The organism is Bradyrhizobium sp. KB893862 SZCCT0404 (assembly GCF_018130885.1).
Lineage (GTDB): Bacteria > Pseudomonadota > Alphaproteobacteria > Rhizobiales > Xanthobacteraceae > Bradyrhizobium > Bradyrhizobium stylosanthis.
Window position 1 is genome coordinate 1 of sequence record NZ_JAFCLT010000005.1, and the last position, 14,481, is coordinate 14,481.

A 14,481-nucleotide genomic window follows, 5' to 3' on the forward strand; every position below is an offset into this window, starting at 1 on the left:
TTGGCGTTGTTCGGCTCCTGCTCGAACTTCACCAGCTGATTGTCGACGGTGTCCAGGCTCTCGCTGGTCTCCGTCAAGAACTCCCGCAACAGATCATCCATCGGATACGCCTTACTGAGCTGGACTTCGACGCCTGGGCCGCGCCCGGAATTCGGCGGAAGTCTCCTCTCTGGATCGTTAGACAACCCCTTTCACGGTCCCGTTAATTTCATCCTCCGTGCTAATACGGATATTGAAGAGAAGTTTGCGCTTTGCCCGCGTACGCCAGCGCTTTTCGGCAAGACCGGAGCCGCGCCGTGACAAACGGAAGCGTTCGGTAAACATCCCGCTAAGGGCGGCCCGGCACGCGCGAAAAAGTTCTGCCCGTGAAGGGCGATAGGCGCGGCTTGGGCGAGACCGGCCACGGCCGGCAGCGCTCGCGCGATCATCGCATCATGCCGTGCCGCGATCGGCCGGGCCTGCAGTCGTGGTAAACGAACGCTTACCCCGCGGCCGATGCAGCCGGTGCCGCGCTAACCGAGGCGCGCGGCCGCGGCGACATTGTCGGGACGGTGCTCCGCGAGGCAGGCGTTGATGGCGGCGAGCAGCGCATCCGGCGTGAACGGCTTGCGCAGACAGCGTGCCGCGCCAAGCTCCAGCGCCATCCGGAGGAAGTCGGGCGCAGGTGAATTCAGATCCGCGAACGCGTAGCCGGACATCGCGATCAGCGGAATGGTGGGCGCGCGCTCGTGAAAGATCCTGATCGATTCGAAGCCGCGCATGTGCGTCGATGATCATCAGATCGAACTGTTCGTGCTCGAGCGCGCGCAGTCCCGCTTCGCCGCCATCGGCGATCGTCACCCGAAAATCGTTGCGCTGGAGATAGATCTCGATGGCCATGCACACCATCGGGTCGTCGTCGACAACGAGAATGTGGCGCAGACCTTCTGTCCCCGTTTGAGTTTCCCGTTTCGGCGATTCAAAAAATGAACCGTGGGACACGCCGTTCTCCTCTGATCTGGATCAAATATCGACGGTTGCGGACGCCAATGGCGTAGCCGGGGAAATGGCGGCGACGACTGCGAAATATGTGGCGGCGTCGCGGAAAGGCGCGAAGCAGTCGCGGATGGTGGATGAAAGGTGGCGGGCAAGGGAGGCGGCGCGGATCGAGCGACGCCCGATGGCATTGGAAAAGCAATGTCTGCCGCCCACCGAAAGCTTCCGGCTCATCAAGACCCCCTTGCCGGTTCTTCCCGACCGACACGTAGTTGGCGCCGGTCGCGCGCGAATCAGCACGCGATTCTTATTTCCGCCGCAAATGCTTCGGCCTGTCTGCCCTGCAACGGGTATATGGACAGCACCACAACCTCTACAATAGTCTTTTGTGGCTGCGCAACTGAGTGATGGAGGGGCGCGGCGCCGATCCTGGCTCGAACGCATGGGAATGATCCTGCATGACCACGAGCGGCCGCCCGTCCAATCAGTTGCTGCAGATGCTCGATGCTGCGGATTTCGATCTGCTGCGCCCGCATCTGGCGACGGTCGAAATGGTCAGGCAATCTGTCTTGGGCGAGGCCGGTTCCGCTCTGAGACATGTTTACTTCCCGCATGGCGGTTCCGTTTCGATCACCGTGAGCTTGTCCGACGGACAGACGATCGAGGTCGCGATGCTGGGGCGCGACAGCGTGGTCGGCGGCGGCGCGGCGCTTGCCGACGGCATTGCACCGGCGGACGCGGTCGTGCTCTTCCCCGGCACTGCATCTGCGCTGGAAATCGCAGCGTTCCGGACGATCGCCGCCACAAGTCTTTCGTTTCGAGGCCTGATCATGCGTCATGAGCAGGTTCTGCTTGCGCATGCGCAGCAGTCGTTGCTCTGCAATACGATGCACCCGGTCGAGGCACGACTGGCGCGCTGGCTGCTGCGGGCCCGCGACCTGTCCGACAACGCCAACCTGCCGCTGACGCAGGAAACGCTGGCACAGATGATCGGCGTGCGGCGGAACGCCATCTCGCTCGTTGCGCATGCGCTGCAGCGGGCCGGCATCATTCGCTACAGCCGCGGGCAGATCGAAATCATCGATCTGCCGGCGCTGAAGGCGACCTCGTGCGACTGCTATTCGGCGGTGAAGGCCTCGCATTCGCGCCTGCTCGGACCCCCGTAGCGACGTCTGCCGGGTGCAACCGCCTGCATGCCGCGGTGAACACAGCCCCGGGGGAGCGACCGCCGCAGCCGGACCTGTCCCAATTGCCAATATATCCCGGCGTGAACATGATGGAATTTGCCCGTGCCGGAATCGATGTCGCTTGCCGCGACGTCCTGAGTCAGGAGACGGGAGGCAATTTTGGAAACGATGGTGCGTCCATCCAACGGTTTCCTGTCCGCGCTGGCGGCGGATGACTTTGAGCTACTCCGGCCCTACCTGCGTACGGTCGAACTGCCGCACGAGGCCGTGCTGGTCGAAACGGGCGAGACGCTCAAGCGCGCCTACTTTCCCCACCGCGGCGTCATCTCGCTGGTGGTGAAGCTCGCCAAGGGCGAGCATGTGCAGGTTGCCATGATCGGCCGCGACAGCCTGCTCGGGACGCTCTCGACCATGGGCGACGCGTTCGCGCTGAATACGGCGATCGTGCTGGTTCCCGGCGTCGCGTCCATGATGGACCTCGACCGGCTGCGCATCGCGGCCGACCAGAGCCCCACCCTGCGGACACAGCTCACGCGCCATGGGCTCGCGGTCTACGCGCAGGTCCAGCAGACCGCAGGCTGCAACGCCGCGCATCCCGTGGAATCGCGGCTGTCGCGCTGCCTGCTGCACACCCATGACCTGTCGGGCGACTACCGGCTGCTGCTGACCCAGGAGGCGATGGCGCAGATGATCGGGGCGCGGCGCAACAGCGTGTCACTGGTCGCCAATACCTTGCAACACGCCAATTTCATCCACTACAGCCGTGGCCACATCCAGATCCTGAACCTGGATGGCCTGCGCCAGACGGCATGCGAATGCTATGGGATCGTGAAGGCGCAGTACGACCGGCTGGTCAGCCAGCGCTGACCGCTGGCTTGGTAAACCTGCGGCTAATCCAGGCCTGCAAACCCGCATCGTCCTGCTACCGGAACGGAAATTCGAATGCCGTAGAGATGGGCCGAGCCGCGCCGTGAGCGCCGCGCGACCAACGACCCGTGACCAGGACAGGCAGACCCATGTTTGAAGCGACCGTCGCGCCCGCGCAGGGAGCCTTCGAATTCGAGCCGGCGCGCGAGCCCGCCGCCTATGCGGCACTGGTGCACGAGATCGGCGAGGACGGCGCCGGCGAGGTGCGCGCCGTGTTCTGGAGCGAGACCAGCGCCCGCCTGCAACTGTTCCGCACGCTCTCGCTGGCGCAGCAGCACGCCAGGATCGCGCGCGAGGCCCATTCGCTGAAGAGCGCGGCCGGGACGTTCGGCTATGTCAGGCTCGCGGGCCTGGCTCTGCGGCTGGAGAAGACCGCAGCGTCGCTCGGCGATGCCGAATTCCACGAGCTCCTGGCGCAGATGGACGCTGCCTACGGCGCCGCCCGCGCGCAGGAGCCGCAGGGCTAGCGGACCGCGCTAAGCCCGCCGTACTTCTACGGTTTGTGATTTTTAGAGATGGCTAATGATAGGTGGCGATAGTCGCGGGAAACCAGGAGGGTTTCCATGTTCACCTACGAGACTGCGGACCAGAAAGAAGTCCGTCGCTTCCGCATCGCTCAATTCAACGGCCGCATGGCGACCGTGAAATCCGGCGAGTCCACGGTGACTGGCTTCGTGCGCTCGGTGCTGGAGCAGGAATCGACCACCCCTCCCCGCTGGACCATCACGATCATCCCGAACGCGGCGAAGGAAGAGCTCAAGCCGCTGCGGCCCTCCCCGCGCCTGCGTCCCTTCGCCGAAGACTATTTCTGAGCGCGATTTTCCGGTCCGCGCCGCGCATCGGCGGCACAAGACGAGGCCTCAATCGATCGAATGCAGCAGCGCCGCGCGGACGAGATCGGCGGTGTTGCGCGCGCCAAGCTTGCGCATCGCCTCGGCGCGATGGCTCTCGAAGGTGCGCGGGCTGATCTGCATCCGCAGCGCACCCTGCTTGTTCGAATAACCCTCGCTGATCAGACGCAGCACCTCGCGTTCGCGCTTGGTGAGCCGCTTCTGGCCCGACAGGCCGAGGAGTTCGGCGCTCGGCACGCGCTGGACTTGCTGTACGCGCGCAACGCTCGCTTCGGCGTCTTCGATCCGGGGCGGAAGCGCCGAGCCGCCCTTGTGGGGACCGGCGAGCTGCTTGACCAGGCCGCAAACGCGCTCGGTCTGCGCCAGCGCGTTCTCCACCACCCGCTGAAGGTAGACGCGGTCGCCGGCGACAGGGGCGAGCTGATCGCTGTGATGCTTGATCTCGCCCATGTAGAGCAGGAGCGCGGTGAGGGGACCGTTCAGCTCGCGGGCGATGGCGGCCGCCATTTCGTCTGCCGCTTTGGCCCGGGCGGCGTTCAGACGGACGAAATCGAGCTCTTCGGTTGGAGCAGTGCCGGTTTCGTACCATTCCGACGGCCGCGAATCGGCGGCCGTATCATTCTGTGACCCCATGTGACCTGTTTAGCGGAACCGGGGCGGGTCTGTGGTTAACTTTTTGCTCCGTAAGACTACGGTGATTTTGGCGGTTTTGCGCTAAAACATCGGCATCGGCACAATTTATGCTTGCGCGAAGCTTGCGGCGACCATGCAGGGGTTGAGGATTTCGCCCCGATTCCGGGCAGACAGGCTCGATTTCCTTAATCCGCCCTTCCGCCCCGGCGTCCGCCACCCCCGGATTTTACGGATTAATTAACGGCGACTTGCTTCTCTAGGGCACGATTGAGAGCGCGCAAATGCCTCCACGCATTGGGCCGGTAGGCCAGCTGGAATCGTTGCGGAAGATTGCGTGCCATGAACGAGATCGACCGGCTGTCGGAATTCTTGCAGAGGCTGACGCCGCTGTCGCGCAGCTGCCTGCTCAGCGAGCTCGAGCGTCTCGAGCTGTGCGGCATCGACATGCCGGGCTCGACCGAGATCCAGTCGCGCCTGCGCGCCGAGTTCCGCAAGGACGGATCCACCCAGGCGCGCGCCACCAGCCCGTCCCGCTATTTCTTCGCACCGCTCGAGCTGCTGCTGATCGACGGCGCACCCGAGCATGCCAATGCAGGGCGGATCTCGCGCAACACGCTCACGCCGATCTGGGAGTGGATCTGCCGCGACCTGCTGCCGACCATGGCGCGCGACTACGTCAAGGCGATCAACGACCAGGTGACCGCCAACAACCCGAAGGAAGTGCAGAAGATCGCGTCCGTCTTCCAGACCAAGGTCATCAAGGTCCTCGAGAACACCCTTAGCTCGGCGGAGAGCACCGAATTCGCCCGCGGCAAGCTCGCGCAATATACGGCGTCGCGCACCGCCTTCGACGACGTGAGGAAGATGCAGCACGTGCTGCGCGCCGGCGATGCGCTGCCGAAGTTCAACGAAAAGCTGCCCGAGAAGATCGCGAAATTCGACGACGGCAAGGTCACCCAGATCACCGCACAGCTCGACGCCTTCAAGAAGGCCCATCCCGATGCGCTGCCCTTCGCGCTGGCGCTGGTGGCGCGGCGGCTGAAGACGTCCTGGGAATTGGTGCGCCTCGCCACCAAGGCCGCCCCGAGCAAGGCCGCCGCCGACGTCGCCGCCACGCCCTATGCCTGCGTCGTTCCCATGGTGCTCGACCGGCTCGACGACAAGCGCCTCGCACTTAGGATCGCGCTCCGGCACAATCGGGTGCTGGTTGCCCGCGACCTGCTCAGCGAGATCTACGAGACCGAATATGCGCTCAAGGTCCGCATCGACGGCATCGAGGCCACCGAGTGGGGCATCCGCCTGCAGCAATTGATGGACGCGATCGCGGCGCTGGTCTCCGCCGAGGTGAGCCGCTTCCCGTCCAATGTCGGCCACATCCTCGGCTCGCGCCGGCTGCGCAGCCACGACACGCTCGGCGGCAAGCTCTCCTACCTCGCCTGGAAGGGCCGTGACGCCATGCAGGACGGCGCGGCGGCGTTTCGCAAATTGATCGGACAGACCTAGATCGGGGTTCGGCCGCGAGCGGCCGCCTTGAGCAGCGCGGCTAGCGCGGCAGGCACAGGAAGCGATCCATGAATCGCCCTGACACCACGAATCTGAACCACCAATACATCACTCGCCGCATCGACATAGCTGTAATCCTCGACAGCCCACCACCCGGCTATGGCGGAGCAATAGCCCAGTTGCGGCAATGCACATGTGATGCGGTTCACACTTTCGCCGTCGCGGCCGCGCGCATTGTCGCAGAACCGTCACGAGCGGCAGCGGAACATGCGCGTATCGCGCGAATATGAGTTCTTCGCCCGCAGGCGCCGCGTCTATCCTCCGGCCCATCGCACGCGCATGGGAAGGAAACCGCGATGAGATCGACCCGACGGACAATGACGATGGCGGCACTGCTGGCGGGCGCGCTGGCGCTCACGTCGACGACGATGGCGCAGACCTCGCCGCCGCAGGGGAGCGCGGCTCCGACCGCCGACAATGCCGTGCTGCTTACCGTCTTCCTCAAGCACGACCAGTCGCGGCCGCTGAACGAGCTGAATGCGCAGCTCGAGAAGCAGGGCTACTACAAATCCTTCCCGCCGCCCGGCGTCGAGGTCGTGAGCTGGTACGTCATGATGGGCATCGGCCAGGTGATCACGCTGCGCCTGCCGGCCTCGCGGCTGCGCGAAGTCAATCGCATCATCGAGGACACTGCGTGGGGTCCCTATCGCACCGAATTCTATCCGACCTACGACTACAAGGCGGTCGGGATGGCGCAACACGACAAGGCCACGAGCAATTGAGGCGTCCATTATTCAATTGGGCGAAACGCGAACGTCTGCGTCCTGATGCAGGACACCGGCCGCGCGCTTGCGTCGGCCGTGATGCTCGCGAATCTTCGACGCTGGCGGTGTCACGCAACCGTCACCCGCCACAGGCGTGAAAACTTCCGCAAAGAGATCCGAACAATTTTAGACGTGGTGCGCGCTTTAACGTTACCCAGATAATTCAACAATCGGCTGAAGCCTTCCTTATTTGAAACTGCTCCCGTCGCTAACACCTGTCGCGGAACGGGAGTGGTTTGCGATGAACGACGAAATTGTTGAACTCGCCGCGCGAAGGCCCAAGACCTTCGGACGGCGAAAGGTGACGCCGCGCGCGTGCGTCGCTGACGGCAAGCGCCACCTGCGCGCTTTCCTCGCTGAAGTGCTGGAAGATCTCGGCTTCGTCACCAGCGAATGCGCCAGCGCGGACGAGCTTCAAACGGTGCTGACGAGCGAATTGCCGGACCTGATCCTGCTCGGCATCTCCGCCGACGGCATCGAGCCCGGGAAATTTCTGGAGACGCTGGTGCGCGAGGCCTTCGACGGCAAGGTGCTGGCCGTCGGCGCGCGCGAGTCGATCATCGTCAGGGCCGTGCAGCAGGTCGGCGAGGAATATGGCCTTGCGATGCTGCCGCCGCTGACGACGCCCTTCGCCGCGGAGACGCTGCGCGAGCGCGTCGCGATGCTGCTGCCGGAAGAGCCGGCGCCGAGCCCCGCCGTGCATGTCGGCGAAGCCCTGCATGCCGGCTGGCTCGAGCTCTGGTACCAACCCAAGATCGACGCGCGGACGCTGATCCGCAGCGGCGCCGAAGCCTTGGTGCGGATGCGGCATCCGACCTGGGGCGTGGTGCCGCCGGCCTATTTCATTCCCGAGGCGCACGATCCGCACTTGCGCGACCTCTCGGAGTTCGTGATCGAGCGCGCCGTGCAGGACTGGCACTATCTGCTCGAGCACCAGAGCCCGGTCGATCTCTCGATCAACCTGCCGGCGTCCTATCTGAAGGAGCCGCACGCCGTGCACGATCTCTGCCGCCGCGTGCCGACGCATCCGGCCTTCGGCGGGCTGACGATCGAGATCGACAGCGAGGAGGCGATCCGCGACCTCGATCACCTCGCCGAGGTCGCGCGCGAGGTGCGTCTGCACAATATCGGCCTGTCGATCGACAATCTCGGCGCCAACTGGCCGGAGCTGATGGATCTCGGCAAGATCCCCTTCATCAAGCTCAAGGCCGACCGGCACTTCGTCACCGGCAGCGGCGATGACCGGTTGAAGCGCACGGTGTGCCGCCACATCGTCGAGCTTGCGCAAGGCTACGGCGTCGGTGCCATCGCCGAAGGCGTCGAGAGCCGCGCCGATCTCGTCGCCGCCAACGAGCTCGGCTTCGATCTCGTGCAGGGCTTCCTGTTCGGCAAGCCGATGCCGCTGAAGAAGTTCGCAAGGAGCGCGCTGACGCGGACGGTGCTGGACCAGGCGTGAGGCGCAAGCCTCACGCATACCTGCGCGCGAAGAAGACGCAGACGACCACGAGCGCGGTCGCGGCGATCATGCTCCAGGCGACCGGCTCGTGCAGCAGGAAACCGGCGAGCGCGAGGCCGAAGAACGGCTGCAACTGCTGCAGCTGGCCGACGCGGGCGATGCCGCCGACGGCGAGCCCGCGGTACCAGAAGATGAAGCCCACGAACATGCTGAAGACCGAGACATAGGCAAGCCCGATCCAGGCGGGCGCGCCTACGCCGTTCCACGACGAGGGCCAGGTCAGCAGCGCGAGCGGCACCATCAACGGCAGCGCGAGCAGCAGCGCCCAGGAGATCACCTGCCAGCCGCCGAGGCGGCGCGACAGCGCAGCGCCTTCGGCATAGCCGAGCCCGCACAGCACGATCGCCGCGACCATCAGGAGATCGCCGGTGAGCGAGGCCGAGCCGTCAGCGGAGAACGCGAAGCCGGCCACCGTGGCGCTGCCGAGCACCGCGAACAGCCAGAACAGCGGCCGCGGCCGCTCGCCGCCGCGCAGCACGGCGAAGACGGCCGTCGACAGCGGCAGCAGGCCGATGAAAACGATCGAATGCGCGGAGGTGATGTGCTGGAGCGCGAGCGCGGTCAGCAGGGGGAAGCCGACCACGACACCGACAGAGACGATGGCGAGCGAAGCGAGGTCGCTCCGCTGCGGCTGCGCCTGACGGATAACGAAGAGGACCGCCGCGCCGATCAGCGCGGCGATTACCGCGCGCGCCGAGGTCAGGAACAGCGCGGAGAAGCCGCCGACCGCGACGCGCGTCGCCGGCAGCGAGCCGCTGAAGATGATGACGCCGAGAAGCCCGTTGCCCCAGCCGCTGCCTGCAGAATGCATGTCCGTCCCATTCTCCTTGAGACGCGACACTCGGCTTTCCGCGCTGGCGGGACCAGTCACAATCCAATACAATCCGGCAAAACTGTATGGGTATGGAAGGTCATACACTTGGATGGCGAAGTGAAAGGCCGCGCCGGAACGCGCACCATCGACGTCATGGACGCGATCCGCGCCAAGATCGCCGGCCGCGCGCTCGGTGCCGGCGACCGGCTGCCGTCCATTCGCAGCCTTGCCGCGACGATGGGCGTTTCGCCCTCCACGGTGGTGGAAGCCTATGATCGCCTCGCGGCCGAAGGCCTGATCCGCGCCCGCCGCGGCTCGGGCTTCTACGTCTCCCCGACGGTCACGCCGCCACTCGCGCTGACCGAGGCCGAACCGCGCCGCGACCGCGCAGTCGATCCGTTCTGGGTCTCCAGGCAATCGCTCGACGCCGACGAGAGCGTGCTCAAGCCCGGCTGCGGCTGGCTGCCGCCGGACTGGATGCCGGAGGACGCGCTGCGCCGCGCGGCGCGCGCGCTTGCCCGCAACGATGCGAGCGTCCTGACCAATTACGGCTCGACATCCGGCGCCCTCGCGCTGCGCCGGCTGCTGCTGGCGCGCCTCGCGGAGGATGCGGTCGAGGCGTCGGTCGACCAGCTGATGCTGACGGGTTCGGGCACGCAAGCCACCGACCTCCTCTGCCGCTTCCTGCTTCGTCCCGGCGACACGGTGCTGGTCGACGATCCCTGCTACTTCAATTTCCGCGCGCTGCTGCGGGCGCATCAGGCCAAAATCGTCAGCGTGCCCTATACCGCGTCCGGCCCGGACGTCGCGCGCTTCGAAGAGATCCTCGGCAGCGAGCGGCCGCGGCTCTACATCACCAATTCAGCGCTGCACAACCCGACCGGCACAACGCTCTCGCTGCAGACCGCACATCGGCTCCTGACCGCGGCCGCCGCGCACGACCTCACCATCATCGAAGACGACATCTTCGGCGATTTCGAGCCGGAGCGCTCGCCGCGGCTTGCCGCGCTCGATGGCCTGAATCGGGTGATCCGTATCGGCAGCTTCTCCAAGACGCTGTCGGCCTCGGTGCGCTGCGGCTACATCGCCGCCCGCGCCGACTGGATCGAGCATCTCGTCGACCTCCAGGTCGCAACCAGCTTTGGCGGCCCGAGCCCGGCCGCGACCGACATCATCGCCAATATCCTGGCCGGCGGCGGCTACCGCAAGCACATGGACGAACTCCGGCAAAGGCTGACGCGGACACGGAGGGACGTGGCGCGGAAACTCCAAGCGTTAGGCGTCGAGCCCTGGCTGATGCCGCGCGGCGGCTTCTTCCTCTGGTGCCGCCTCGCGGGCGGGAAGGACGCCACCGCGGTCGCGCGCGCCGCGCTCGAGGAGGACGTGGTGCTGGCGCCGGGCAACGTGTTCAGCGTGGCGCAGACGGCGGCGGATTTCATGCGGTTCAACGTGGCGCATATGAGCGAACCGCGGATGTGGGATGTGCTGCGCAGGGCACTGAAGGCGAGCGCCAAATGATCGGCCGCCCGGGGCCGCCAGCCTCGCCTAGTTCGCCTTGATGCCGGCCTCGCTGATGAGCTTGCTCCATTTCGCGCTCTCGCTCTGGATGAAGCGGCCGAACTGTTCCGGCGACATCGGCGCCGGCTCTGCGCCGAGGGTCCGGATCTTCTCGACCACCGACGGGTCCTTCAGGGCTTTCGTGAAAGCTTCGTTCAATCTGCCGACGATGTCCGAAGGCGTGCCGGCCGGCGCGACGAGGCCGAACCAGCCAACAGATTCGAAGCCGGCGATGCCGCTCTCGGCGAGCGTCGGCACGTCGGGCAGGGACGGAAGGCGGCGCGCCGAGGACACGCCGATCGCGTTGAGCTTGCCGTCGAGGATCAATTGCCGCGACGCCGGAATATCCAGCACCGCGAAAGGGACGTGCCCCGCGAGGACATCGACCGTCGCAGGCGCCGTCCCGCGATAGGGGACCAGCTCCATCGCAATCCCGGTCTTCTGCGTGAACAGCGCGGCGGTCAGATGCATGGCCGTGGAGTTGCCGCCGTGTCCGATCGACAGCGCACCCGGCTTGGCCTTGGCGAGCGCGACCGTCTCCGCGGTGCTGTGCGCGGGGATATTCGCTGACGCGACCAGCACGAAGGGAATCTCCGCGAGCAGGGTGATGGGCGCGAGGTCCTTCAGCTCGAACGGCATCGATGAATTGAGATGCGGGTTCACCGTCAGCGCGCCCGCGGGGGCAACGCCGAGGGTGTAGCCGTCGGGCTTGGCCTGCGCCACCGCGGCCATGCCGATATTGCCGCCGGCGCCGGCGCGATTCTCGATCACGAGGCTCTGCTTGAGCTCGGCGGTGACGAGCGGCTCGAGCGCGCGGATGACGGTGTCGGCGCTGCCGCCGGGCGGGAAGGTCACGATGACCTTGATCAACTGCTCCGGATAGGCAGCACGGCTCGCCTGCAGCGGCAGCACTGCGATAGCCGCGGCCGCCAGCACGGCCAGGATGTGGCGCCTTGCAACGTGAAACACGTTCTTCCTCCCCGGTGCGTTCTTGTCATTGAAGTCCGGCCGGCGGCCTGCGCCACGGGCCGCATGCTCGAAGTCGCCCTACGCCGCGTCGCCGGTGATGCGCGCCAGCAGGCTCACTGGATTGTCAGGCACGACCTGCCCGCGCCAGGCGATGTGCTGATCGGGCCGCGCCAGCACCAGCTTTTCGGCATAGGCGCCATTGGCCTCGTCCGGCGCAATGTCGACCAGCGCGAGCGGCACGCCGCGTTCCTGCGCCGCCGATCGCAGCCCCGTCACGTCGATCGCCGGGTCGAACCGCAACAATGTGTAGCCGGCGCCGAAGGCATCATAGAGCGATCGTCCGTCGCGCAGGAACAGATGCGGCGCGCGGGCGCCGGGCACGGTGGACGGCGTGAAGCTGCCCATCGCGTAAGGCGGCGGAGTCTCGCCGTCATAGGCGATGATCGGCGACGCATCGTAGTAATAGCCAAAGTTCAATCCGGCGCAGCAATATTGCTGCACGTTGAGCTCGTAGGCCGCTTTGGCCAGCGTCGCACGTGCCGCCTGGCCGCGCGGCGTAGCGTCCTCGATCTCCGCAGGCACGCCGCCGCGCTGCGCCATCAGCTTCATCGCGTGCTCCATCGCAAAGCGCGACACCTGCTCGGTGATGGGCTGGCGCTCCGCCTCATAGGCATCGAGGATCGAGGCCGGCGCCCAGCCGTTCAGATGCGCCGCCAATTGCCAGGAGAGGTCGACGGCGTCGGCAATCCCCGCATTCATGCCGTAGCCCGCATAGGGCATCCACAGATGCGCGGCGTCGCCGCAGATGAAGACCCTGCGGTCACGGAAGCGATCGGCGACGAGGCGACGCCCCACCCAGTCCTCCTTGCTGAGGACCTTGTATTCGAAACGCTCGTCGACGCCGAGAATGGCGCGGATGGACCAATCGCGATCGACCGAGTCGAACTCGGGCTCGTCGGGTCTCAGATGGTTGTGGATCAGCCAGCGGTCGCGGCCGTCGATCGCGACCGTCGTGCCCGAGCGCCGCGGATTGAGCGAGAGCACCATCCAGGCCGGCTTGTGCGCACCCATCAATTCCCGGAGCTGCGGGGCCTCGATGAAGGTCGATTGCACGCGCTGGATCACCGGCGTGCCGGAGAGGTTGGCGCCGATCCATTTGCGAACGAGAGAACGGCTGCCGTCGCACCCGATCACGAACGACGCCTCGATGCGGAGCGAGCTTCCGCTATCGAGATCGCGCGCCAGCGCGACGACGTGGTCGTCGTGCTGCTCGATCTCAGTGATTTCGGTGCGCGCCAGGATCTTGATGCGCGGCTGCGCCGCGGCATGGCTGAACAGGATCGGCTCGAGATAGATCTGGTTGATCCGGTGCGGCGGCTCGGGCGTCGGCCACCAGGTGTCGGGACCGCCGGTCGCGCTATAGCGGCGCGCACGCGAGGGAATGTCGATGCGGCAGAGCTCGATGCCGGTCGCCGTGGTCCGGTAGGAGCAGTCGTTCGGGAAGTCGGCGGGCAGCCCTGCGTCGCGCAGCTTGGCAGCGACGCCGAGCCGGCGAAAAATCTCCATCGAGCGCGCCGAGACGTGATTGCACTTGACGCTGGGCGGATCGCCGGCATGGCGGATCTCCGCGACGACGACGTCGATCCCGCGTGAGGCCAGGTCCATGGCCGCGGTCAATCCTACGGGCCCGGCGCCCACGACCAGCACCTGCGTCCTCATGCTCGTTTCCTCTGTCGCCGCGGATTCGTTGACCCGCAGCATGCATTTTATTGCAGGCTCGCTTATAAGATAAGCCAGAAAGAACTCATCAATTCATGAGCATTTCCTATGAATGTCACCTTGCGCCAATTGCGCGCCTTCACCGGCGTGTATCGGACACGCAGCATCACGCGGGCCGCGCGCGAGCTCGGGATCACGCAGTCGGCCGCGAGCCTGCTGATCCAGCAGCTGGAGAGCCAGCTCGGCGTAAAACTGTTCGACCGCTCCACGCGCTCGGTGCAGCCGACGCTGGCCGCCGACGAGGCGTTCCACGCCGCCGAACGCATGCTGAGCGATGCGCTGGGCCTGTCGCGCCGCATGCGCGACCTCGCGCAGGCGCGCGCCGGCCGCGTCGTATTTCTGGCATCGGCCGGCGCCGCATCGGCGCTGATGCCGTCGGTGCTGGCGAAATTCCGTGCGGCCCATCCCGACATCGAGATCGACATGCGGGATGTCGCCGCCGACGATCTCGTTCCGCGCCTCGGCGCGACCGATGCCGAGTTCGCGATCGGCAGCGTGGAGGGCGAATTCGCCGACATGACGATCGAGACGCTGACCCGCGGCCGCCTCAGCGCGATCGGTCGCCGCACCGCGGACTTCGCCGCGCGGCGCGCGCTGACATGGGACGAGCTGGCGCAGTCGCCGACGATCGCGATGCGGCGCGAGACGCGGATCCGCATGCAGATCGACCAGGCCCTGGGCGCCCAGGGCAAGCGCCTCGATCCGACCTATGAGGTGACGCTGATCAACACCGCGCTCGCCATGACCGCCCAAGGCCTCGGCCTCGCCATCCTGCCCGCGACGATGCTGCCGGCCGACCAGTTCCCGACACTGATCGCAAGGCCGCTGGTGCGGCCGGCCATCACGCGGCCGGTGTCGCTGCTGCAGCGGCAGGGACGGACGCTGTCGCCGGCGGCGCAGGCGTTTGTGGCAACCGCGCGGGCGGTGCTGGCAGGGCCGTGACCGG

Annotated in this window: 14 protein-coding genes and 1 pseudogene; 9 read left to right on the forward strand and 6 right to left on the reverse strand. The window is 66.2% G+C overall.

Going from position 1 to position 14,481, the window contains the following annotated elements; all coding sequences use genetic code 11:
- Window positions 1–512: 512 nt before the first annotated feature.
- Window positions 513–921 (reverse strand): annotated as a pseudogene (locus JQ617_RS20580) (response regulator).
- Window positions 922–1,002: 81 nt separating this feature from the next.
- Entirely contained in the window at window positions 1,003–1,209 is a 207-nt protein-coding gene (locus JQ617_RS20585) for a hypothetical protein (protein WP_212027902.1), read from the reverse strand.
- A 224-nt stretch (window positions 1,210–1,433) separates the two neighbouring features.
- On the opposite strand from JQ617_RS20585, the gene JQ617_RS20590 reads away from it, so the two are divergent.
- The 4 genes from JQ617_RS20590 (at window position 1,434) to JQ617_RS20605 (ending at window position 3,901) form a co-directional block, all read left to right on the forward strand.
- Window positions 1,434–2,141: a Crp/Fnr family transcriptional regulator gene (locus JQ617_RS20590; protein WP_212027903.1), complete on the forward strand. Its 708-nt coding sequence runs from the start codon at window positions 1,434–1,436 to the stop codon at window positions 2,139–2,141.
- 189 nt (window positions 2,142–2,330) lie between these two features.
- Window positions 2,331–3,029 (forward strand): Crp/Fnr family transcriptional regulator, encoded by a 699-nt coding sequence (locus JQ617_RS20595; RefSeq protein ID WP_212028293.1) that lies wholly within the window; start codon window positions 2,331–2,333, stop codon window positions 3,027–3,029.
- 149 nt (window positions 3,030–3,178) lie between these two features.
- Window positions 3,179–3,556: an Hpt domain-containing protein gene (locus tag JQ617_RS20600; protein WP_212027904.1), complete on the forward strand. Its 378-nt coding sequence runs from the start codon at window positions 3,179–3,181 to the stop codon at window positions 3,554–3,556.
- Window positions 3,557–3,652: 96 nt separating this feature from the next.
- Window positions 3,653–3,901: a hypothetical protein gene (locus JQ617_RS20605; protein ID WP_212027905.1), complete on the forward strand. Its 249-nt coding sequence runs from the start codon at window positions 3,653–3,655 to the stop codon at window positions 3,899–3,901.
- Between the two features lie 48 nt (window positions 3,902–3,949).
- On the opposite strand, the gene JQ617_RS20610 is transcribed toward JQ617_RS20605, so the two are convergent.
- Window positions 3,950–4,573, reverse strand: a complete 624-nt coding sequence (locus tag JQ617_RS20610) for a helix-turn-helix domain-containing protein (protein WP_063684940.1) — start codon at window positions 4,571–4,573, stop codon at window positions 3,950–3,952.
- A 339-nt stretch (window positions 4,574–4,912) separates the two neighbouring features.
- On the opposite strand from JQ617_RS20610, the gene JQ617_RS20615 reads away from it, so the two are divergent.
- From JQ617_RS20615 to JQ617_RS20625, 3 genes are all read left to right on the forward strand, one after another.
- A complete protein-coding gene (locus JQ617_RS20615) occupies window positions 4,913–6,076 on the forward strand; it encodes a hypothetical protein (protein ID WP_212027906.1) in 1,164 nt (387 codons plus the stop codon).
- 356 nt (window positions 6,077–6,432) lie between these two features.
- Complete coding sequence (locus JQ617_RS20620) at window positions 6,433–6,858, forward strand: hypothetical protein (protein WP_063684942.1); 426 nt, start codon at window positions 6,433–6,435, stop codon at window positions 6,856–6,858.
- Window positions 6,859–7,141: 283 nt separating this feature from the next.
- Window positions 7,142–8,356 (forward strand): EAL domain-containing response regulator, encoded by a 1,215-nt coding sequence (locus JQ617_RS20625; protein WP_212027907.1) that lies wholly within the window; start codon window positions 7,142–7,144, stop codon window positions 8,354–8,356.
- A 10-nt stretch (window positions 8,357–8,366) separates the two neighbouring features.
- Here the strand turns inward: JQ617_RS20625 and JQ617_RS20630 are convergent, their stop codons facing one another.
- Window positions 8,367–9,227 (reverse strand): DMT family transporter, encoded by an 861-nt coding sequence (locus JQ617_RS20630; protein WP_212027908.1) that lies wholly within the window; start codon window positions 9,225–9,227, stop codon window positions 8,367–8,369.
- Window positions 9,228–9,383: 156 nt separating this feature from the next.
- On the opposite strand from JQ617_RS20630, the gene JQ617_RS20635 reads away from it, so the two are divergent.
- Complete coding sequence (locus JQ617_RS20635; protein ID WP_212028294.1) at window positions 9,384–10,748, forward strand: aminotransferase-like domain-containing protein; 1,365 nt, start codon at window positions 9,384–9,386, stop codon at window positions 10,746–10,748.
- A 27-nt stretch (window positions 10,749–10,775) separates the two neighbouring features.
- Here the strand turns inward: JQ617_RS20635 and JQ617_RS20640 are convergent, their stop codons facing one another.
- Window positions 10,776–11,756, reverse strand: a complete 981-nt coding sequence (locus tag JQ617_RS20640) for a Bug family tripartite tricarboxylate transporter substrate binding protein (protein ID WP_212027909.1) — start codon at window positions 11,754–11,756, stop codon at window positions 10,776–10,778.
- 78 nt (window positions 11,757–11,834) lie between these two features.
- Window positions 11,835–13,475, reverse strand: a complete 1,641-nt coding sequence (locus JQ617_RS20645; RefSeq protein ID WP_212027910.1) for an FAD-dependent oxidoreductase — start codon at window positions 13,473–13,475, stop codon at window positions 11,835–11,837.
- A gap of 108 nt (window positions 13,476–13,583) precedes the next feature.
- Here JQ617_RS20645 and JQ617_RS20650 point away from each other — a divergent pair, with 108 nt between their 5' ends.
- Window positions 13,584–14,477, forward strand: coding sequence for a LysR family transcriptional regulator (locus tag JQ617_RS20650; RefSeq protein ID WP_212027911.1), 894 nt, complete (start codon window positions 13,584–13,586; stop codon window positions 14,475–14,477).
- Window positions 14,478–14,481: the final 4 nt, after the last annotated feature.